Origin of the sequence: Hydrogenophaga palleronii NBRC 102513, assembly GCF_001571225.1 — a bacterium.
Classification (GTDB): Bacteria; Pseudomonadota; Gammaproteobacteria; order Burkholderiales; family Burkholderiaceae_C; genus Hydrogenophaga; species Hydrogenophaga palleronii.
Map to the genome: position 1 here is coordinate 507,061 of NZ_BCTJ01000001.1, position 19,322 is coordinate 526,382.

Here is a 19,322-nt window from a genome sequence, read left to right on the forward strand (position 1 = left end):
CTAGCAGGGATCTGGCGGGCGTCAGCCGGCCTTCTTCTCGCGCAGGAAGACCCGCGCCACGATGTTGAGCGCCAGCACCGAGAGGGTGATCAGCAGCGCCCCGCCCCAGGCCAGGCGGATCCAGTTGTCGTAAGGGCTCAGTGCGAACTGGAAGATCACCACCGGCAGGTTGGCCATCGGTGCGCCCATGTCGGTGCTGAAGAACTGGTTGTTCAGTGCGGTGAACAGCAGCGGCGCGGTTTCGCCACTGATGCGGGCCACGGCCAGCAGCAGGCCGGTCATGACACCGCTCTTGGCTGCGCGCAGGGTCACCAGCGTGGCGACTTTCCAGCGCGGCGCGCCGAGGGCAAACGCCGCTTCGCGCAGGCTGCCCGGCACCAGGCGCAGCATGTTCTCGGTGGTGCGCACCACCACCGGCACGGCGATCAGCGACAGCGCCAGGCTGCCGGCCCAGCCGGAGAAGTTGCCCAGCGTCGCCACCGCGATGGCGTAGACGAACAGGCCCAGCACGATGGACGGTGCCGACAGCATGATGTCGGTGACGAAGCGCGTGAGTTCGGCGGTCTTGCTGGTGTCGCCGTACTCGGCCAGGTAGACACCGGCAAAGATGCCGATGGGGGTGGACACCAGCACCGAGAAGCCGACCATCATCAGGCTGCCGACGATGGCATTGGCCAGGCCACCACCGTCCGTGCCCGGCGCGGGCGTGGAGTGGGTGAACATGTTCCAGTCCAGCGCGGCGAAGCCGTTGGTGAACAGCACGCTCAGGATCCAGAGCAGCACGAACAGGCCCAGCACCATGGCACCCATGGACAGGGTCAGGCCCACGGTGTTGGCCAGCTGGCGGCGCTTGTAGAGGCGGTTGTTGAATTCCATGATGGTATTGATCCTCAGAGGCCCTTGGCCTTTTCGGCGCGGATCAGCATGATCTTGGCGGCCGACAGCACGATGAAGGTGATGACGAAGAGCAGGAAACCGAGGGCGAACAGGGTGGAGAGGTGGAAGTCGGCGGCTTCGCCGAACTCGTTGGCCAGCGTCGAGGCGATCGAGGTGCCGGGCGAGAACAGCGAGGTCGGCAGGCGGTTGGCGTTGCCGATCACGAACGTGACGGCCATGGTTTCACCCAGGGCACGGCCCAGGCCCAGCATGATCCCGCCGATCACACCCTTCTGGGTGTACGGCAGCACCACGCGGCGCACCACTTCCCAGGTCGTGCAACCCAGGCCGTAGGCCGATTCGCGCAGGATGGGGGGCACGATCTCGAACACGTCGCGCATCACCGCGGCAATGAAGGGCAGCACCATGAAGGCCAGCACGATGCCGGCGGCCAGGATGCCGATGCCGTTGGTGGCGCCGCCAAACAGCGAGCCGATCAGCGGCATGGAGCCCAGCAGGCCCTGCATGCCGGGCTGCACGTAGTCGGCGAACAAGGGCGCGAACACGAACAGGCCGAACATGCCGTAGATGATGGAAGGCACGGCAGCCAGCAGCTCCACCGCGGTACCGAGCGGGCGGCGCAGCCACACCGGGCAGTTTTCGGTAAGGAACAGCGCGATGCCGAAGGCCAGTGGCACGGCGATCAGCAGGGCGATGCCGGCGCTGGCCAGCGTGCCCACGATGGCGATCGCGGCGCCGAACTCTTCGTTGACCACGTCCCATTCGACGCGCCACACGAACCCCAGGCCGAACTTCTGGAAAGCCGGCCAGGCGTTGACAAACAGGGAAATGATGATGCCCATCAAGGCGACCAGCACCAGCAGCGAGAAGCCCTGGGTGATGCGATGGAAAAAGATGTCTTCGATGCGTTGCCGTTTGGCAATCGCCACCATGCTGGGATTGCCGGACTGTGCCGGCACAGACTTCGAACTCATGGTTGTTCCCACGCTCATGTTGATGCCCTTATTGTGATCTTGAGAACAGCGAAATCCGCCGGTCGGTGTGGTTCCCGCCGGCGGATGTCATAAAGACCCTGTGCTCTTTACTTCTCGATCTGGCCCCAGACCTTGGAGCGGATCTCGTTGGTCAGGCTGTCAGGCAGGGCCACGTAGTCCAGGTCGGCGGCCATTTGCTTGCCGCTCTTGAACGACCAGTCGAAGAACTTCAGAACTTCGGCCGACTGGGCCTTGTCGGTGGGCTGCTTGTACATCAGGATGAACGAAGCGGTGCTGATGGGCCAGCTGTCGGCGCCCTTGGCATTGACCATGGACACGCCCATGCCGGGCACGCTGAACCAGTCCACGCCAGCAGCGGCAGCGGCGAACGTCTTGTCGTCGGGGTTCACGTACTTGCCGTCCTTGTTCTGCAGTTGCAGGTAAGGCATGTTGTTCTTCTTGGTGTACGCGTATTCCACGTAACCGATCGAGCCCTTGACGCGGCTCACGTTGGCGGCCACGCCTTCGTTGCCCTTGCCACCGACGGAAGAAGCGGCCGGCCATTTCACGGCGGCGCCCTTGCCCACCTTGTCGGCCCAGTCCTTGCTCACGGCGGTCAGGTAGTCGGTGAAGTTGAAGGTGGTGCCCGAGCCGTCCGAACGGTGGACCACGGTGATGGCCTGGTCAGGCAGGGTCTTGCCCGGGTTCAGGGCGGCCAGCTTGGGGTCGTTCCACTTGGCAACGGTGCCCAGGAAGATGTCGGCCAGCACGGGGCCGGTCACGCGCAGTTCGCCCGGCTTGAACCCCTCGAGGTTGATCACGGGCACGGTGCCGCCGATGATGGCGGGGAACTGCACCATGCCGTCTTTGTCCAGGTCTTCACCCGACACCGGCGCGTCGGTGGCGCCGAAAGCCACGGTCTTGGCCTTGATCTGGCGGATGCCGCCCGACGAGCCGATGGACTGGTAGTTCAGGCCGACATTGGTTTCTTTTTTGTAGGCTTCTGCCCACTTGCCGTAGATCGGATACGGGAAGGAAGCGCCAGCGCCGGTGATGTCGGCGGCCAGTGCCGCGCCCATGCCAGCGGTGGCCATGGCAGCTGCGGCCACGGTCTTGAGGAAAATGCGTTTGTTGATCATGTAGAGACTCCAGACGGTTGGGGATGCGGAACAGGGTGGACTTTAGGCAGGCAATGTGACAGCCACGTGACATCAACCACTTGTCACACAAACCCGTGCGCTCCCGAGGCGGGCCCGTCACGGGCATGCGTCACAATCCGGGTTTTCCGCACCATCCCGCTCCCTGGGCCTGTTCACGGCCCACGCCTCCCCCACGCATGCAAAACGGTACCCTCCTCGCCGCCGTCGACCTCGGCTCCAACAGCTTCCGGCTTGAAATCGGCCGCTACCACTCGGGCCACATCGAACGCGTCGAGTACCTCAAGGAAACCGTGCGCCAGGGCAACGGGCTGGACGAGGACAAGAACCTCAGCCAGGCCGCCATGGAGCGCGGCTGGGAGTGCCTGGCGCGTTTTGCCGAGCGCCTGCACGGGTTCAAGAAACAACAGGTGCGCGCCGTCGCCACCCAGACCTTGCGCGAGGCCCGCAACCGCGAGGAATTCCTGCGCCAGGCCCAGGCCATCCTGGGTTTTTCCATCGACGTGGTCTCGGGCTACGAAGAAGCGCGCCTGATCTACCAGGGCGTGTCGCGCCTGCTGCCGCATTCGGACGAAAAACGCCTGGTGGTCGACATCGGCGGGCGCTCCACCGAGATGATCCTGGGCCAGGGCTACACCGCGCGCAACATGGAGTCGTACCGCCTGGGCAGCGTGGCCTGGTCAACGCGGTATTTCGCGCGCGGCCAGCTCACCGCCGGCGCCTTCAAGACCGCCGAGGTGGCGGCCAAGGCGGTGATCGACGAAGCGCTGGACAAATTCCCCCCCAACGAGTGGACCATCGCCTACGGTTCCTCGGGCACCGCGGGCGCGGTGGCCGACATCCTGGCCGCCAACGGCTGGGCCTCGGGCGTGATCACCCGCTCGGGCCTGGACTGGTTGACCGACCGCCTGATCAAGGCCGGCCACATCGACCAGCTGCGCCTGGAAGGCCTGAAGGACGACCGCCGGGCCGTGATCGGCGGCGGCGTGAGCGTGCTGCGCGCCATCTTTGACCTGTTCGGCATCGCGCAGATGCTGCCGGCCCAGGGCGCGCTGCGCCACGGTGCGCTGTACGACCTGCTCGACCGCGACACCGACGGCGGCGACGTGCGCGAACGCACCGTGCGCTGGCTGGAGCAGCGTTTTTCGGTCGACGAGGGACAGGCCACCCGCGTGAGCGACGTCAGCACCGCCCTCTTCGCGCAGGTCGCGGCCGTGGACGAGCGTTACTCGCAGAAACTGGCCTGGGCGGCGCGGCTGCACGAGCTGGGCACACACATCTCGCACGACCGCTCCCACCACCACGGCGCCTACATCCTGGACAACGTGGACGCCCCGGGCTTCTCCCTGCCCGAGCTGCACCGCATGAGCCAGCTGGTGATGGGCCAGCGCGGCAAGTTGCGCAAGCTCGAAGAGGCGCTGGCGGACGAGCTGTTCGCCAAACAGCTGATGTCCTTGCGCCTGGCGGTGCTGCTGTGCCATGCGCGCCAGTTGCCCGAGTACGAATCGGTCAAGCTCAGCTACAAGCCACGCGCCTTCAAGCTCTCCACCAACCCCGGCTGGGCCAAGCGGTACCCGCAATCGGCCTGGCTGCTGGGTGAAGAGGTGGTGGCGTGGCAGAAGTCGGGCTGGAAGTTCGCCGCCGACATCCGCTGAAACAGCCGCAACGAGGGCCCCGGCCCGCCTGCACTGTCATACAGACGTCACGATTCTGCGGTAGACGGGAAACGGTATATACGGTTTATACTCCGGCCCCTTTTTAATTTCCCGGAGTGCATCCATGGCCAGTCAGAGCAGCAAAACCAGCCCCAAGAAACCCAAGCTGGTGCGTGACAGCTTCACCATCCCCAAGGCCGAATTTGCCGCGATCGACAAGCTCAAGACCCGTGCGGTGGCCCTGGGCACGAGCGTGAAGAAAAGCGAACTGCTGCGCGCCGGCCTGGTGGTGTTGCAAGGCCTGAGCGACGCGGCCTACAAGGCGGCCCTGTCGGCCGTGCCCACGCTCAAGACCGGCCGCCCGGCGGTGACCAGCCAGAAGCCCGCCGCCCAGCCTGTGGCAAAGAAGGCCGCCAAGCCGGCCGCAAAACCCGCTGCAAAGCCGGCCACCAAAGCAGCCGCCAAGCGCGCCAGCAAACCGGCCACCCAGGCCGCAGCCAAACCTGCTGCTAAACCCGTTGCCAAGCCCGTGGCGAAAAAGGCAGCCGCCAAACCCGCCGCCCCCAAGGCCGCAGTGAAGAAACCGGTTGCCACGAAGGCGCGCACGGTGGTGGCCAAGCCCGCTGCCAAGCCGGTGGCCCGCAAGGCCGCCCCGGTCAAGGCCGTGGCACCCGCTGCACCGAAGCCGGTCGCCAAGCCCGCCGCCAAAGCCGCTGCACCGAAGAAGGTCGCCCCCAAGGCCGCCGTGGTGGCGCCAGTGGCCCCCGTCGTGCCGGCGGCCAAAACCGCAACGACTGCCGCTTGAGTTCTTGCGCCGCTGGCGCGGCGCATTTTTTCAGATGAGTTCGGGGGTCTGCACCGTGACGATCACGGTCTGGCCCGCGCTGCCGCGCTCGCGGTGGCGCAGCCACCACACGGCACCCTTCTTCACCGAGCACTCGGGCTCGGTGAGCCCCAGCAAGCGGGCCACCACGCGACCCAGCGTGGGTTGATGCCCCACCACCACCACCGGCGACTTGCCGGTCGGCCACTGCACCAGCTCCAGCAGGGCCAGCGGATCACCATCGGGGCGCAGCTCCTCACGCAGTTTGAACTTGCGGCCCAGCGCCAGCGTGGTCTGCTCACAGCGCAAGGCCGGGCTGCTCCAGATGCGCGCGCCATCGGGCAACTGGCGGTCCAGCCAGGTCGCCATGCGGGCCGCCTGCTTCTCGCCGCGCGCGGTCAGGCGACGCGCCATGTCCTGCGCATCTCCCGGCTCGCCTGTCAGCGGTTCGGGGTGCTCGTGCGCCTCGGCATGCCGCCACAGGATCAGGTCCATGGTCCGTCCTTCCATCATGGCTGCTCCTCAGCCCCTGCTGCCGTACAGGGCCATCAGGCTGGACTGTGCCGAGAGCAGCTTGACGCGGCCCTGCAGCGCCTTGCCACCCGGACCACCGCCATGGCCATTGCCGCCATTCGCGCTGGCCGGCACGTAGCTGCCGTCGGGCCGCAGCAGCCAGGCGTCCTTGGTGTCGTGCAGGCAGGCCTGCAGGCACTCGTCGATGATGCGCTGGCGCAGCGCGGCGTCGGTCACCGGCCAGGCCAGTTCGATGCGGCGCAGCATGTTGCGGTTCATCCAGTCAGCGCTGGAGAGCCACAGCTCCTCGTCTTCGCCGGTGCGGAAATAGAACACGCGCGAATGCTCCAGCAGGCGCCCGATCACCGAGCGCACGCGCACGTTGTCGGTGAAGCCCGGCACCTGCGCCGGCAGGATGCAGGCGCCGCGCACGATCAGGTCGATCTTCACGCCCTGTTGCGAAGCCAGCGCGAGTGCGCGCGCCAAGGGCTCGTCGGTCAGGGCGTTCATCTTCAGCACGATGCGCGCGTCCTTGCCGGCCTTGGCGGCGGCACCGGCGGCGTCCACCCGGTCCAGCATGGCCTTGTGCAGGTGGAACGGCGCGATCAGCGCCTTGTTGAGCTTGGGCAGGCGATTCTGGCTCGCCAGGTGCAGGAAGATCTGCTCCAGGTCGGCGGTGAGCGCGTCGTCCGCCGTGAGGTAGCTGATGTCGGTGTAGAGCCGGGCCGTGGCCGGGTTGTAGTTGCCGGTGGCCACGTGGGCGTAGCGGCGCAGGCCGCTGGCCTCGCGGCGCGTCACCAGCAGCATCTTGGCGTGGGTCTTCAGCCCCACCACGCCATACACCACCTGGGCCCCCACCGACTCCAGCCGCTCGGCGTAGTTGATGTTGGCCTCTTCGTCGAAGCGGGCCTTGAGCTCCACCACCGCCGTCACTTCCTTGCCACGGCGCACCGCCTCGCGCAGCAGGTCCATCATTTCCGACTTGGCGCCGGTGCGGTAAATGGTCTGCTTGATCGCCAGCACGTCGGGGTCTTCCACCGCCTCGCGCAGGAAGGCCAGCACGGCGTCGAAGCTCTCATAGGGCTGGTGGATCAGCACGTCGCCGCGCCGCAGTCGCTCGAAGTACGACTGCCCGGGCGTGAGCTGCGCCGGCCAGCCGGCGTGATAGGCGCCGAAACGCAGGGCGGGGGCGTCCACCTGGTCGATCAGCTGGTTCAGCCGCACCAGGTTCACCGGGCCGGGCACGCGGTACAGCGCGCGATCGGGCAGGCCGAACTGCTCCAGCAGGAAGTTGGAGAGGTGCACGGAACAACCTGCCGACACCTCCAGCCGCAGGGCCTGGCCGTAATGGCGCTGCTGCAAGCCCTTGCGCAGCGCGGTGCGCAGGTTTTTCACCTCTTCTTCGTCCACCGCCAGATCGGAGTGGCGCGTGACGCGGAACTGCGAGAACTCGGTCACCTGCCGGCCCGGGAACAGGTCGTTGAGGTGCGAGCGGATCAGGCTGGAGATGGAGACGAAGTGCGTCTGCTTGGAACCCTTGACCGGCGGCATGCGGAAGAAACGCGGCAGGATGCGCGGCACCTTGACGATGGCGATCTCGTTCTCGCGGCCAAAGGCGTCCTTGCCGGTCAGGCGCACGATGAAGTTGAGCGACTTGTTGGCCACCTGCGGGAACGGGTGCGACGGGTCCAGCCCCACCGGCATCAGCAGCGGCTGCACCTGCTTGATGAAGAACTCCTTCACCCAGCGGCGCTGGCGCGGGTTGCGCTCGCCGTGCGCGATCAGCTTGATGCCCTTTTTCTCCAGCAGGGGCAGCAGCTCGTCGTTGTAGATCGCGTATTGCTGGGACACCAGGTCGTGCACCTTGTCCGCCAGCTGCTCGAACGACTGCGCGGTGTAGGGGCCACGTTGTTCGTTGGCCTGCGCGGCCGTCATGTGCGGCGCCATGCGCACTTCAAAGAACTCGTCCAGGTTGCTGGAGACGATGCTCAGGTAACGCAGGCGCTCCAGCAGCGGCACGTCTGGCCGACGGGCCCAGTCCATCACGCGCTCGTTGAACGCCAGGATGCTGTGATCGCGATCGAGAAAAGGCAGTTTCAGGTGCTGGTGGTTGCTGCTCATGGGTTCCGCTGGAATCGGGAAGTCCGCCCGCGGCCCACCGTTTCCGGTCGTGCTCGCTGGCGCACGATGTGTCGATTATTCAACGGCACGATGACGTTTGTGTGACAGTTTGACGGCGCCCGTCGCACTCACCTCCAGCGGCGACAACATCGGGCGGCTGCGCTGGCGGCGCGGGTGCGTCAACATGCTCAGGTGCGAGACGAACAGGCTGGCGGCTTTGGCCCATCCGAACTGCAATGCACGGTCGCGCGCTTCGTGGCGCTTGACCTTGAGCGCTTCACGCCAGGCTTCCTGCAAGTCGTCGTGCAACGCACCGCCACCGCTGCGCCCCACCACCTGCAACGGCCCGTCCACCGGGTAGGCCGCCACCGGCACACCACTGGCCATGGCCTCCAGCATCACCAGGCCAAAGGTTTCGCTGCGGCTGGGAAACACGAACACATCGGCCGCGGCGTACACCTGCGCCAGTTCGTGGCGCGGCAGCAGCCCCAGCCAGTGCACGTTGGGGTAACGGTGGCGCAAGGCCCGGGCCAGGGGGCCGACGCCACAGACCACCTTGCTGCCGGGCACGTCGAGCTGCAGGAAGTCGTCGATGTTCTTCTCGGCCGAGATCTGGCCCACGTACAGGCTCACCGGATGCGCCAGCGGACCCAGCGGCGAATAACCGGCGGGCGGGTCGGTGAGCGCGAACAGGCGCGTGTCCACGCCGTGTGTCCAGGCGCGCAGCTGGCCGAAGCCGCGCGTGGCCAGCATGTCCTGCACGCCCTGGGTCGGCACCATCACGCCACTGCTGGGGCGGTGAAAGCGGCGCAGCAGCGCATAACCCCAGGACAAGGGCAGCCGCAGCATGGCGTGCAGGATCTCGGGGAACTTGGTGTGGAAGGCGGTGGTGAAGGCCCAGCGGCGGCGCAGGCAGTGGCGGCGCGCGGCCCAGCCCAGCGGGCCCTCGGTGGCGATGTGGATCGCGTCCGGCTCGGCCGCGTCCATCAGCTCGCGCAGGCGCCGGCCGGGGAAGAAGGCCACCGGTATGCCGGGATACCCCGGACAGGGCCAGGTGCGGAACTGCCCGGGCTGGACCACCACCACCACATGGCCGCTGGCCTGCAACTGGCGCACCAGCTCCACCAGGGTGGTCACCACACCGTTGACCTGGGGCTGCCAGGCATCGGTCACGAGCAATATCTTCATTCTTTCTTGTCTCCCTGTCGGTCGCTGCTGGTGGTGCTCAGGACATCGTCTGCTCTTCGGCAACCGGTTCGGCCACCGGCGGTGCGACATCCCGCTGCGCCATCGCAGCGCCGTGAGCGCCACCCCAGTGCACCAGCTCAAGCCGGCCGTCGTGGTGTTCCACCAGCGCGGTCAGGCTCTCGACCCAGTCGCCATCGTTGCAGTACAGCGTGCCGTCGATCTCGCGCATCTCGGCGCGGTGGATGTGGCCGCAGACCACACCCTGGTAACCGCGCGCCCGGGCTTCGGCGGCCACGGCGCGCTCGAAGTCGGTGACGTAGTTCAGCGCGCTCTTGACCTTGTGCTTGAGGTACTGCGACAGCGACCAGTACGGCAGCCCCATGCGGGCACGCAGCGAGTTCAGGTGGCGGTTCATGCGCAGCGTGAACTCGTAGGCGTTGTCGCCCACGTAGGCCAGCCATTTGGCGCACTGGATCACGCCGTCGAAATGGTCACCGTGCACCACCCACAGGCGGCGGCCGTCGGCGGTGGTGTGCACCGCTTCGTTGGCGACTTCGATGCCACCGAAGTTGTGGCCATCGAACTGGCGCGCGAACTCGTCGTGGTTGCCCGGCACGAAGACCACGCGGCAGCCCTTGCGCGAGCGGCGCAGCAGCTTCTGCACCACGTCGTTGTGCGCCTGCGGCCAGAACCATTTGCGGCGCAGTTGCCAGCCGTCGATGATGTCGCCCACCAGGTACAGGGTGTGGCTCGGGTGGTGCTTGAGGAACGCCAGCAGCGGCGCCGCCTGGCAGCCTGCGGTGCCCAGGTGCAGGTCGGAAATGAAAACGGCCCGGTAGAGCGCACGCTCCAGGGGTTCATGCCCGCTCTCGTCGTTCCTGCCCGGGTCGATGGGCAAGGCCTCGCCCGCCCCCGATGGCCATCCGCCGCGCGCGAGGTAACTCAGCCCGGGGACACCATGGAACGGGCTTTGCCGGGCCATGGGTGCCGCCCCCGGAAGGGGGTCACGCGGAGCGTGGCGGGGGAGATCCATGTTCAGGCCCCCAGGAAGTGTTTGCGGTAGCGCGCCGGCAGGTCCGAGATGCGCATCAGCATGGGCAGGTCGGCGGCGTTGAAGTCTGGGTCCCAGGCCGGTGGGCCCAACACCTTGGCGCCCAGGCGCAGGTAGCCCTTGATCAGCGCCGGTGGCTCCACGTCCAGCGTGTCGTCGAGCCGCTCCACCGGCAGTGGCAGGCGCGGGCGCACGTGGAAATCGATCGGGGCCAGGTGCGTCGCCTTGACCTGGCGCCAGATGCTGGCCGCCGCATGGCCGCCGGCAACCACGCCGTGCGGGCCATCGTGCTGCATCGGGATGCTGGCGCAGCCGATCATGGTGTCGAGTTGGTTGCGCACCATGAACTCGGCCAGGGCGCCCCACAGCGCCATGATCACGCCGCCATGGCGGTGGTCGCCGTGCACGCAGCTGCGGCCCAGCTCGACCATGCGCGAACGCACCTGGCGCAGGCGGGTGAGGTCGAACTCGGTGTCGCTGTAGGTGCTGCCCACGCGCTTGGCCTGGGCCGGCGTGAGCACGCGGTAGGTGCCGATCACCTGTTGCGTGGCGGCATCGCGCACCAGCAGGTGTTCGCAGAAGTCGTCGAACAGGTCCACGTCGTGACCAGGCACCTGCTGCGGCAGGCGCGCGCCCATCTCGGTGGCGAAGACGCTGTACCTCAGCCGTTGCGCCTCACGAACTTCGTCCAGATGCCGCGCCCAGGAGACGGCGATGCCGGCGCTGCCAGCGACTTGCGGTGCCGGGACAGGCGCAAAAATCGGTCGGGGATGAAGTGACCCCCGTGGCAGTGCGACCGGAGAGAGGTCCAGCGTTGGCGTGGGAAGGTCTTTCATGGCGGGCTCCTGCGACAGTGCGCCCGTCATGGGCGCGGAGGTGAATGAAGCTGTGGTCATGAACAGGCAGTGTGCAAACCCGGCATGTCCTTCGCATGGCAAGCACATGAACTTTTGATGACAGCCCGGCCGCCTCTGCGCGGCCTGCCAGAATACGAAGCTGTGAACGCCCTCCCCAGCCCCCTGAACGCCCAGCTGCGCTGCCACCCCGCCACCCCGGCCGGTGTGCCGCTGGCCCTGGCGGTGGAGGTGCAGACCCGGGCCGATGGCCTGTGGCTGCGCTACACGCTGCGGGGCGACACCGGCGCGCTGCGCATCCCGGCACCGGCCGCGCCCATGGCCACCGACGGCTTGTGGCAGCACAGCTGCTTCGAGGCTTTTGTGGCCGCCGAAGGCGATGCCCGCTACCGCGAGTTCAACTTCTCCCCGTCCAGCCAGTGGGCCGCCTACCGCTTCGCGGCCGAGCGCGAGCGCGACACCGCGGCCGAAGCGCGCGAGCCCGTGCCAGCGATCTGCGCCCAGGTTCAGCGCGATGCGCAGTGCCTGCAACTGAGCGTGTGCCTGCCATCCAGCACCCTGCCCCGCAGCCCCGCCCTGCTCTCGCTCGGCCTGAGCGCGGTAATCGAAGAAACCGACGGCCGCCTGAGTTTTTGGGCGCTGCACCACCCGGGCGAACTGCCCGACTTCCACCATGCCGCCGGCCGCTGCCTGCGGCTGGCCGCCCCTTGAACTGACCTTTCACCAGACGCCTCCCATGCAATTCGGTCTCGAACGTTTCCTGCAAGACCCGGCCCTGCGCGCACCGCTGCAAGGCCGGCGCGTCGCGCTGCTGGCGCACCCGGCTTCTGTCACCCGCGAGCTGACCCACTCCCTGGACGCACTCGCCGCCCTGCCTGACGTGAAGCTCACGGCCGCCTTCGGCCCGCAGCACGGCCTGCGCGGCGACAAGCAGGACAACATGGTGGAGTCGCCCGACTACAACGACCCGCAGTTGGGCATTCCGGTGTTCAGCCTGTACGGCACGGTGCGGCGTCCAACCGACGCCATGATGGACAGCTTCGACGTGCTGCTGGTCGACCTGCAAGACCTGGGCTGCCGCATCTACACCTTCATCACCACCCTGCGCTACGTGCTGGAAGCGGCGGCACACCACGGCAAGGCGGTGTGGGTGCTGGACCGGCCCAACCCGGCGGGCCGCCCGGTGGAAGGCCTGACCTTGCGCGAAGGCTGGGAGAGTTTTGTCGGTGCCGGCCCCATGCCGATGCGCCACGGCATGACCATGGGCGAACTCGGCCACTGGTTCATCGCCACGCTCGGCCTGCAGCTGGAATACCGCGTGATCACCATGCAGGGCTGGTTGCCCGACGCGGCACCGGGCTTTGGCTGGCCCGAGGGCCGCAGTTGGGTCAACCCGAGCCCGAACGCGGCCAACCTCTCCATGGCGCGCGCCTACGCCGGCACCGTGATGCTGGAAGGCACGACGCTGAGCGAAGGCCGTGGCACGACGCGGCCGCTGGAGCTGTTCGGTGCGCCGGGTATCGACACCCGCCGCCTGATCGACGACATGCAGCGGCTGGCGCCGCAATGGCTGCGGGGCTGTGTGCTGCGACTGTGCTTTTTCGAGCCCACCTTCCACAAACACGTGGGCCAGCTCTGTGCGGGCGTGCAGATCCATGTGGAAGACCCGGCGCACTACGACCACGCAACCTTCAAGCCCTGGCGGCTGCAGGCCCTGGCCTTCCGCGCGCTGCGCCTGCAGGCGCCCGACTACCCGCTGTGGCGCGATTTCCCCTACGAGTACGAACACGACCGCCTGGCGATCGACCTCATCAACGGCGGCCCGCTGCTGCGCGAATGGGTGGACGACGTGACGGCCGCACCCGAGGTGCTGGAGGCCGCGGCGGCGGCAGACGAAGCCGCCTGGCTGGAAGCCCGCAAGCCGCACCTGCTTTACTGAATCCTGAAGCCCCGCTGGGCGCCTCGGCGCCCAACGCCTGAAGGCGTCAGGCCTTCAACCACTTCTGCAGGAACTGTGCGGAGCCCATGGCGGGATCGAGCTGGTAACCGGCAAACCCGATGCGTTCGTACAAACGCACCGCGGGCACGTTACCCGACAGCACCTCCAGCGTGAGCTTCACCGCACCGCGCTCGCGCGCGATGGTCTCGGCCAGGGCCAGCATCTGTTCGGCTACGCCGCGCCCGCGGTGGCTGGACAACACGGCGACGTCGTGCACGTTCACCAGCGGCCGGCAGGCAAAGGTGGAAAAACCTTCGATGCAGTTGACCAGCCCCACCGCCTGCTCGCCGTCGAAGGCCAGCACGCTGTAGGCCTGCGGCCGCGCGGCCAGGCCGGCCACGAGGTTTGCCTTGGCAAAGTCCGACAGGCCTTCGCCACCACCGGCCGGGTCGCTGGCGTAGGCGTCGAGCAGCCGCACCAGCGCGGCCGCGTGGGCCGGGTTGGCGTAGTCGGCGCGCAGTGTGCTGATGCGGCCCTGCACGGCCTCGCTCATGCCGGCACCTGCGCCTTGACCGCGGCCACCAGCCGCTCGGCGCAGGTCTGGGCCTGCGTGGCATCACGCGCCTCCACCATCACGCGCAGCAGCGGCTCGGTGCCGCTGGCGCGGATCAGCACGCGGCCGGTGTCGCCGAGTTCGGCCTGCACCGCCTGCGTCTCCTCGCTCAGGAAGGTGTTGGTCTTCCAGTCCTGCCCGGGCAACAGGCGGACGTTGATCAGGGTCTGCGGGAACAGCGTGACGTCGGCCAGCAGCTGCGCCATGGTCTTGCCGCTGGCCACGCAGGCGCTCAGCACCTGCAGGGCCGAGACCAGGCCGTCACCCGTGGTGTGGCGATCCAGCACCAGCAGGTGGCCCGAGCCCTCACCGCCCAGGATCCAGCCGTGTTTGTGAAGCTCTTCGAGCACGTAGCGGTCACCCACCTTGGCGCGCACGAACTGCACGCCGCGCGCCTTCAGCGCCACCTCGACCGCCATGTTGGTCATCAGCGTGCCGACCACGCCGGGCACGGCTTGGCCGTCCGCCAGGCGCTGGGACGCGATCAGGTACAGCAGTTCGTCGCCGTTGTACAGCCGGCCTTCGGCGTCCACCATCTGCAGGCGGTCGGCATCGCCATCGAGCGCCACACCGTAGTGGGCGCCGTGGGCCTTCACGGCCTCCAGCAAGGCCTGCGGATGCGTGGCACCCACGTCTTTGTTGATGTTGAGACCGTCGGGCGAACACCCGATCTTGATCACCTCGGCCCCGAGTTCGTGGAACACCGCCGGAGCGATCTGGTAGGCCGCGCCGTTGGCGCCGTCCACCACGATCTTCAGGCCCTTGAGGGTGAAATCGTGGTCGCAGGTGCTCTTGCAGAATTCGATGTAGCGCCCATCCGCGTCGCCCAGCCGGCGCGCTTTGCCGAGCTCGCCCGATGCAACCCACACCGGCGCTTCGTCCAGGGCCGCTTCCACCGCCAGCTCCCAGTCGTCCGGCAGCTTGGCGCCCAGGGCGCTGAAGAACTTGATGCCGTTGTCGGCAAACGGGTTGTGGCTGGCCGAGATCACCACGCCCAGGCTGGCGCGCTGCGCCCGCGTGAGGTAGGCCACGGCCGGCGTCGGCACCGGGCCGAGCAACACCACGTCCACGCCCGCCGAGTTGAAGCCGGACTCCAGCGCCGACTCCAGCATGTAGCCGGAGATGCGCGTGTCCTTGCCGATCAGCACCGTCGGGTGCGCTTCGGTGCGGCGCAACACGCGCCCCACCGCGTGCGCCAGGCGCAGCACGAAGTCGGGGGTGATCGGGGACTGGCCCACGGTGCCACGGATGCCGTCGGTGCCAAAGTACTTTCGTGCCATTTTTTGAGCAGCCTCTCTTTTTTAGTGATGCAGGATTATCGCGGTGCCGCGGTGCCGCGGTGCCGCCCTCAGGCAGCCTGCATGCTCTGCCAGACCTGGAGGGCGTCCACGGTTTCGCGCACGTCGTGCACCCGCACCACGCGAGCGCCCCGCTCCACCGCCAGCAGCGCCGCCGCCACGCTGGCCGAGACCCGCTCGGTCGGCACCTCACGCCCGGTCACCGCGCCCAGGGACGACTTGCGCGACCAGCCCGCGAGCAGCGAAAAACCCAGCGGCAGCAACGCCTCCTGACGCGCCAGCAGGCTGAAGTTCTGCGCCACGGTCTTGCCGAAGCCGATGCCGGGATCGAGCACGATGCGCGCCGGCGCCACGCCCAGCGCGGTCAGGGCATCCGCACGCTCACGCAGGAAGCCCAGCACCCCGGGCAACACGTCGCCCTCCATCGGAGCCACCTGCATGGTCTGCGGGTCGCGGTGCATGTGCATCAGGCAGGCGCCGCAGCGCGGGTGCGCTGCCACCACCTGCAAGGCATCACCCTGGCGCAGCGCCCAGATGTCGTTGACGATGTCGGCACCGGCATCGAGCACCGCGCGCATCAGTTCGGGCTTGTAGGTGTCGACCGAAATCGGCACACCCAGCCGCACCGCCTCACGCACCACCGGCAGCACCCGCGCCAACTCTTCGTCCAGCGGCACCACCGGGCTGCCGGGGCGGGTGGATTCGCCACCGATGTCGAGGATGTGGGCGCCATCCCGGATAAGGCGCTCGCAGTGCCGCAGCGCCGCCGCGGTGCCGGCGTGTTGCCCACCGTCGGAGAACGAGTCGGGCGTGACATTGACGATGCCCATGACGCGTGGCGCGCTCAGGTCGATCTGAAAGCGGGTGGTCAACCAGTGCAGCATGGCTTCGTGGGCAGGAAACGTTGGAAACGACAACGGGGCCGAAGCCCCGTTGTCAGATTGGTCGCGACCGTTCAGGCGGCCGACGGCGCCGGGTCGGTGGTGACGGCTGCGCCGCCACCGCTGCCACCGCCACCCACCGAGGGATTGCGCGGCGTCCAGTCCTTGGGCGGACGCGGCGGCTTGCCGGCCATGATGTCGTCGATCTGGTCGGCGTCGATGGTTTCCCACTCGAGCAGGGCCGTGGCCATGGCGTGCATCTTGTCGCTGTGCTGTTCGATCAGGTCGCGTGCCAGCTTGTACTGGGCGTCGATAATGCGGCGCACCTCGCCATCCACCTTCTGCATGGTGGACTCGCTCATGGTCGTGGTCTTGGTGACCGAACGGCCCAGGAACACCTCACCCTCGTTCTCGGCGTACACCATCGGGCCGAGCGCGTCGGTCATGCCGTAACGCGTCACCATGTCGCGCGCGATCGAGGTGGCGCGCTCGAAGTCGTTCGAGGCACCGGTGGTCATCTGGTTCATGAACACCTCCTCGGCGATGCGGCCACCGAACAGCATGCTGATCTGGTTCAGCATGTAGTCCTTGTCGTAGCTGTAGCGGTCTTGCGAAGGCAGGCTCATGGTCACACCCAGCGCGCGGCCACGCGGGATGATGGTGACCTTGTGCACCGGGTCGCACTTGGGCAGCAGCTTGCCGATCAGGGCGTGGCCGGACTCGTGGTAGGCCGTGTTGCGGCGCTCTTCCTCGGGCATGACCATGCTCTTGCGCTCGGGGCCCATGAAGATCTTGTCCTTGGCCTTCTCGAAGTCCTGCATCTCGACCACACGCGCGTTGCGGCGCGCGGCCATCAGCGCGGCCTCGTTGCACAGGTTGGCCAGATCGGCACCGCTCATGCCGGGCGTGCCGCGTGCGATCACACTGGCGTTCACGTCCGTGCCCAGGGGCACCTTGCGCATGTGCACGTTGAGGATCTGCTCGCGGCCGCGGATGTCGGGCAGCGTCACGTAGACCTGGCGGTCGAAACGGCCCGGGCGCAGCAGGGCGGCGTCCAGGATGTCCGGGCGGTTGGTGGCCGCGACCACGATCACGCCCAGGTTGGTCTCGAAACCGTCCATCTCGACCAGCATCTGGTTGAGGGTCTGTTCGCGCTCGTCGTTGCCACCGCCCAGGCCGGCGCCACGCTGGCGGCCGACGGCGTCGATTTCATCGATGAAGATGATGCAGGGCGCGTTCTTCTTGGCGTTCTCGAACATGTCGCGCACGCGGGCCGCGCCCACGCCAACGAACATTTCCACGAAGTCGGAGCCCGAGATGCTGAAGAACGGCACCTTGGCTTCACCCGCGATGCCCTTGGCTAGCAAGGTCTTGCCGGTACCGGGAGGGCCGACCAGCAGCAGGCCGCGCGGAATGCGCCCGCCGAGTTTCTGGAACTTGGCAGGGTCTTTCAGGAAGTCCACGACTTCCTTCACTTCCTCTTTGGCCTCGTCGCAACCTGCCACGTCGGCAAAGGTCACGGTGTTGTTGTTCTCGTCGAGCATGCGGGCTTTGCTCTTGCCGAAGCTGAACGCGCCGCCCTTGCCGCCGCCCTGCATCTGTCGCATGAAGTAGATCCAGACGCCGATCAGCAGCAGCATCGGGCCCCAGCTGACCAGCAGGGTCATGAGCAGAGAGCTTTCTTCGCGCGGACGCACGTCGAACTTGACGTTGTTGTTGATCAGGTCACCGACCAGACCACGGTCCAGGTAGGTGGCCGTGGTGCGCACGCGGCGGTCGTCCTGGGTGATGGCCACGATCTCGGTGCCGCCCGGACCTTCCTGGATGGTCGCGCTCTTGATGCGCTGGCCCTTGACTTCTTCAAGAAACTCGGAATACCCGATCTGCCCGGAACCGGCGGCAGAGCGTGTATCGAACTGCTTGAAGACGGTGAAAAGCACCATGGCGATAACCATCCACACGGCGATTTTCGAAAACCACTGGTTGTTCAAGTGCAGCTCCTGGAGACGATAGTGACTGACAAGCTCATATGTTCCTCATTCTAGGACTTTCAAGTGCCCATGCCTTGCGGGCGTGACGCGACAATGTCAATCAAAGGGTTTGGTTTTCTGGATGCGGGCGCAAGCAATTGCATCAAGCGGTCTTTTTCAGACCCATGCCGACCAGGAAGGTTTCCGACGATTTGTCCCGCGACGCCTTGGGCTTGACCGCCTTCACCGTGCGGAATGTGGCCCGGAACAGCGCCACCAAGGGGTCGTAGGCGCCGCCATGGAAGAGTTTCACCACCAGCGCGCCGTCGGGCTTGAGGTGATGAACGGCAAAGTCCACCGCCAGCTCCACCAGGTCGCTGATGCGCGCAGCGTCTGTCATGCCGATGCCGGAGAGATTGGGCGCCATGTCGGACACCACCACATCGACCTGCTGCACGCCCCGGTCCACCAGCGCTTGCTCCAGTTCTGCCAGCACGCCGGCCTCGCGGAAGTCGCCCTGGATGAAGTGCACCCCTTCCACCGCCTCCATCGGCAGCATGTCCAATGCCACGATGGTGCCGTGCAGCTCCCCCACCGCTGCGCCGTTCGGGCTCAGGCGGCGGCGCAGGTACTGGCTCCAGGCGCCGGGCGTCGAGCCCAGATCGACGACACATTGCCCGGGCCGGATCAGGCCCAGGGTTTCGTCGATTTCCTGCAACTTGTAGGCGGCCCGCGCACGGTAACCGTCCTTCTGCGCCAGACGCACATAGGGGTCGTTGACGTGCTGGTTGAGCCAAGCCTTGTTGACCTTCTTGCTCTGCGTTTTGACTTTCATGCCCATGAGGGACGCCCGGGGTCTGTGTAAACGATAATTGTCCCATGCCCCAGATCACACTCACCCCCGCCCAGCGCAAAGTCCACCGAGCCGAGGCCCACCACCTCGATCCCGTCGTCCACATCGGGGGCGACGGACTGAGCGCCGCGGTGAAGAAGGAAGTCGATGCCGCACTCAAGGCGCACGGCCTGATCAAGATCCGGGTCTTGAACGACGACCGCACCGCCCGCGACCTCATGCTGCAGACCCTGGCCGACGAGCTCGACGCAGCGCCCATCCAGCACATCGGCAAGCTGCTGGTGCTCTGGCGCCCCCTGCCGGAAAAGGAAAAGGCCGTCGACGAAGACCGCAAGCCGGGCCCGCGCGATGTGAAGGTGCTGAAGTTCAGCAAACGCGGCGGCCAGCGCCCCGAGGTCAAGCTGGTGCGCGTGCTGGGCAACCAGCGCCTGACCACCGGCGGCCAGATCAAGCGCGCCAAGGTGTTGAAAAAGAGCCTGAAGAAGAGCGCGCAGTCCCAGTAAAAGCGCCCGCTTTCGCCCCGTTCGTGCCTGGC

At 67.1% G+C, this 19,322-nt stretch carries 18 protein-coding genes; 5 read left to right on the forward strand and 13 right to left on the reverse strand.

All coding sequences use genetic code 11. The annotated features are described in order from the left end of the window. Nucleotides 1–21: 21 nt before the first annotated feature. From pstA to pstS, 3 genes are all read right to left on the reverse strand, one after another. Nucleotides 22–876: a phosphate ABC transporter permease PstA gene (gene pstA / locus HPA01S_RS02305; RefSeq protein ID WP_066266053.1), complete on the reverse strand. Its 855-nt coding sequence runs from the start codon at nucleotides 874–876 to the stop codon at nucleotides 22–24. 14 nt (nucleotides 877–890) lie between these two features. After that, nucleotides 891–1,871: a phosphate ABC transporter permease subunit PstC gene (pstC, locus tag HPA01S_RS02310; protein ID WP_245638546.1), complete on the reverse strand. Its 981-nt coding sequence runs from the start codon at nucleotides 1,869–1,871 to the stop codon at nucleotides 891–893. A 107-nt stretch (nucleotides 1,872–1,978) separates the two neighbouring features. After that, a complete protein-coding gene (gene pstS, locus HPA01S_RS02315; protein WP_066266058.1) occupies nucleotides 1,979–3,010 on the reverse strand; it encodes a phosphate ABC transporter substrate-binding protein PstS in 1,032 nt (343 codons plus the stop codon). A 197-nt stretch (nucleotides 3,011–3,207) separates the two neighbouring features. Here pstS and ppx point away from each other — a divergent pair, with 197 nt between their 5' ends. Continuing rightward, entirely contained in the window at nucleotides 3,208–4,683 is a 1,476-nt protein-coding gene (gene ppx / locus HPA01S_RS02320; protein WP_066266059.1) for an exopolyphosphatase, read from the forward strand. A gap of 124 nt (nucleotides 4,684–4,807) precedes the next feature. Then, a complete protein-coding gene (locus HPA01S_RS02325; protein ID WP_066266062.1) occupies nucleotides 4,808–5,488 on the forward strand; it encodes a hypothetical protein in 681 nt (226 codons plus the stop codon). Nucleotides 5,489–5,518: 30 nt separating this feature from the next. Here HPA01S_RS02325 and HPA01S_RS02330 read toward each other — a convergent pair whose 3' ends face one another. The 5 genes from HPA01S_RS02330 to HPA01S_RS02350 all read right to left on the reverse strand — a co-directional run bounded on the left by HPA01S_RS02330 (nucleotide 5,519) and on the right by HPA01S_RS02350 (nucleotide 11,215). Then, entirely contained in the window at nucleotides 5,519–6,001 is a 483-nt protein-coding gene (locus HPA01S_RS02330; protein ID WP_066266064.1) for a SixA phosphatase family protein, read from the reverse strand. A gap of 27 nt (nucleotides 6,002–6,028) precedes the next feature. After that, a complete protein-coding gene (gene ppk1 / locus HPA01S_RS02335) occupies nucleotides 6,029–8,140 on the reverse strand; it encodes a polyphosphate kinase 1 (protein ID WP_066266066.1) in 2,112 nt (703 codons plus the stop codon). Between the two features lie 75 nt (nucleotides 8,141–8,215). Continuing rightward, the gene (locus tag HPA01S_RS02340) at nucleotides 8,216–9,328 is read right to left on the reverse strand and encodes a glycosyltransferase family 4 protein (protein WP_066266074.1); all 1,113 of its coding nucleotides are present in this window, start codon (nucleotides 9,326–9,328) and stop codon (nucleotides 8,216–8,218) included. A gap of 37 nt (nucleotides 9,329–9,365) precedes the next feature. Continuing rightward, nucleotides 9,366–10,310: a UDP-2,3-diacylglucosamine diphosphatase gene (locus HPA01S_RS02345; protein WP_084360393.1), complete on the reverse strand. Its 945-nt coding sequence runs from the start codon at nucleotides 10,308–10,310 to the stop codon at nucleotides 9,366–9,368. 53 nt (nucleotides 10,311–10,363) lie between these two features. Continuing rightward, nucleotides 10,364–11,215 carry a GNAT family N-acetyltransferase gene (locus HPA01S_RS02350; RefSeq protein WP_066266219.1) on the reverse strand — a complete coding sequence of 284 codons (852 nt, stop codon included), beginning with the start codon at nucleotides 11,213–11,215 and terminating at the stop codon, nucleotides 10,364–10,366. A gap of 162 nt (nucleotides 11,216–11,377) precedes the next feature. Here HPA01S_RS02350 and HPA01S_RS02355 point away from each other — a divergent pair, with 162 nt between their 5' ends. Both HPA01S_RS02355 and HPA01S_RS02360 read left to right on the forward strand, forming a co-directional pair. After that, on the forward strand, nucleotides 11,378–11,944 hold the full coding sequence (locus tag HPA01S_RS02355; protein WP_218005312.1) for a DOMON-like domain-containing protein: 567 nt from the start codon (nucleotides 11,378–11,380) through the stop codon (nucleotides 11,942–11,944). A 25-nt stretch (nucleotides 11,945–11,969) separates the two neighbouring features. Next, complete coding sequence (locus tag HPA01S_RS02360; RefSeq protein WP_066266220.1) at nucleotides 11,970–13,172, forward strand: exo-beta-N-acetylmuramidase NamZ family protein; 1,203 nt, start codon at nucleotides 11,970–11,972, stop codon at nucleotides 13,170–13,172. A gap of 46 nt (nucleotides 13,173–13,218) precedes the next feature. On the opposite strand, the gene HPA01S_RS02365 is transcribed toward HPA01S_RS02360, so the two are convergent. From HPA01S_RS02365 to HPA01S_RS02385, 5 genes are all read right to left on the reverse strand, one after another. Then, a complete protein-coding gene (locus HPA01S_RS02365; RefSeq protein ID WP_066266081.1) occupies nucleotides 13,219–13,725 on the reverse strand; it encodes a GNAT family N-acetyltransferase in 507 nt (168 codons plus the stop codon). Then, the gene (glmM, locus tag HPA01S_RS02370) at nucleotides 13,722–15,065 is read right to left on the reverse strand and encodes a phosphoglucosamine mutase (protein ID WP_066266082.1); all 1,344 of its coding nucleotides are present in this window, start codon (nucleotides 15,063–15,065) and stop codon (nucleotides 13,722–13,724) included. The genes HPA01S_RS02365 and glmM overlap by 4 nt, the downstream gene beginning before the upstream one ends. A gap of 68 nt (nucleotides 15,066–15,133) precedes the next feature. Further along, nucleotides 15,134–15,964 (reverse strand): dihydropteroate synthase, encoded by an 831-nt coding sequence (gene folP, locus HPA01S_RS02375; RefSeq protein WP_066266221.1) that lies wholly within the window; start codon nucleotides 15,962–15,964, stop codon nucleotides 15,134–15,136. Between the two features lie 74 nt (nucleotides 15,965–16,038). Next, the gene (gene ftsH, locus HPA01S_RS02380; protein WP_066266084.1) at nucleotides 16,039–17,955 is read right to left on the reverse strand and encodes an ATP-dependent zinc metalloprotease FtsH; all 1,917 of its coding nucleotides are present in this window, start codon (nucleotides 17,953–17,955) and stop codon (nucleotides 16,039–16,041) included. A 142-nt stretch (nucleotides 17,956–18,097) separates the two neighbouring features. Next, on the reverse strand, nucleotides 18,098–18,769 hold the full coding sequence (locus HPA01S_RS02385) for an RlmE family RNA methyltransferase (RefSeq protein ID WP_066266224.1): 672 nt from the start codon (nucleotides 18,767–18,769) through the stop codon (nucleotides 18,098–18,100). A gap of 44 nt (nucleotides 18,770–18,813) precedes the next feature. Here HPA01S_RS02385 and HPA01S_RS02390 point away from each other — a divergent pair, with 44 nt between their 5' ends. After that, nucleotides 18,814–19,290 carry a YhbY family RNA-binding protein gene (locus HPA01S_RS02390; protein WP_066266086.1) on the forward strand — a complete coding sequence of 159 codons (477 nt, stop codon included), beginning with the start codon at nucleotides 18,814–18,816 and terminating at the stop codon, nucleotides 19,288–19,290. Nucleotides 19,291–19,322: the final 32 nt, after the last annotated feature.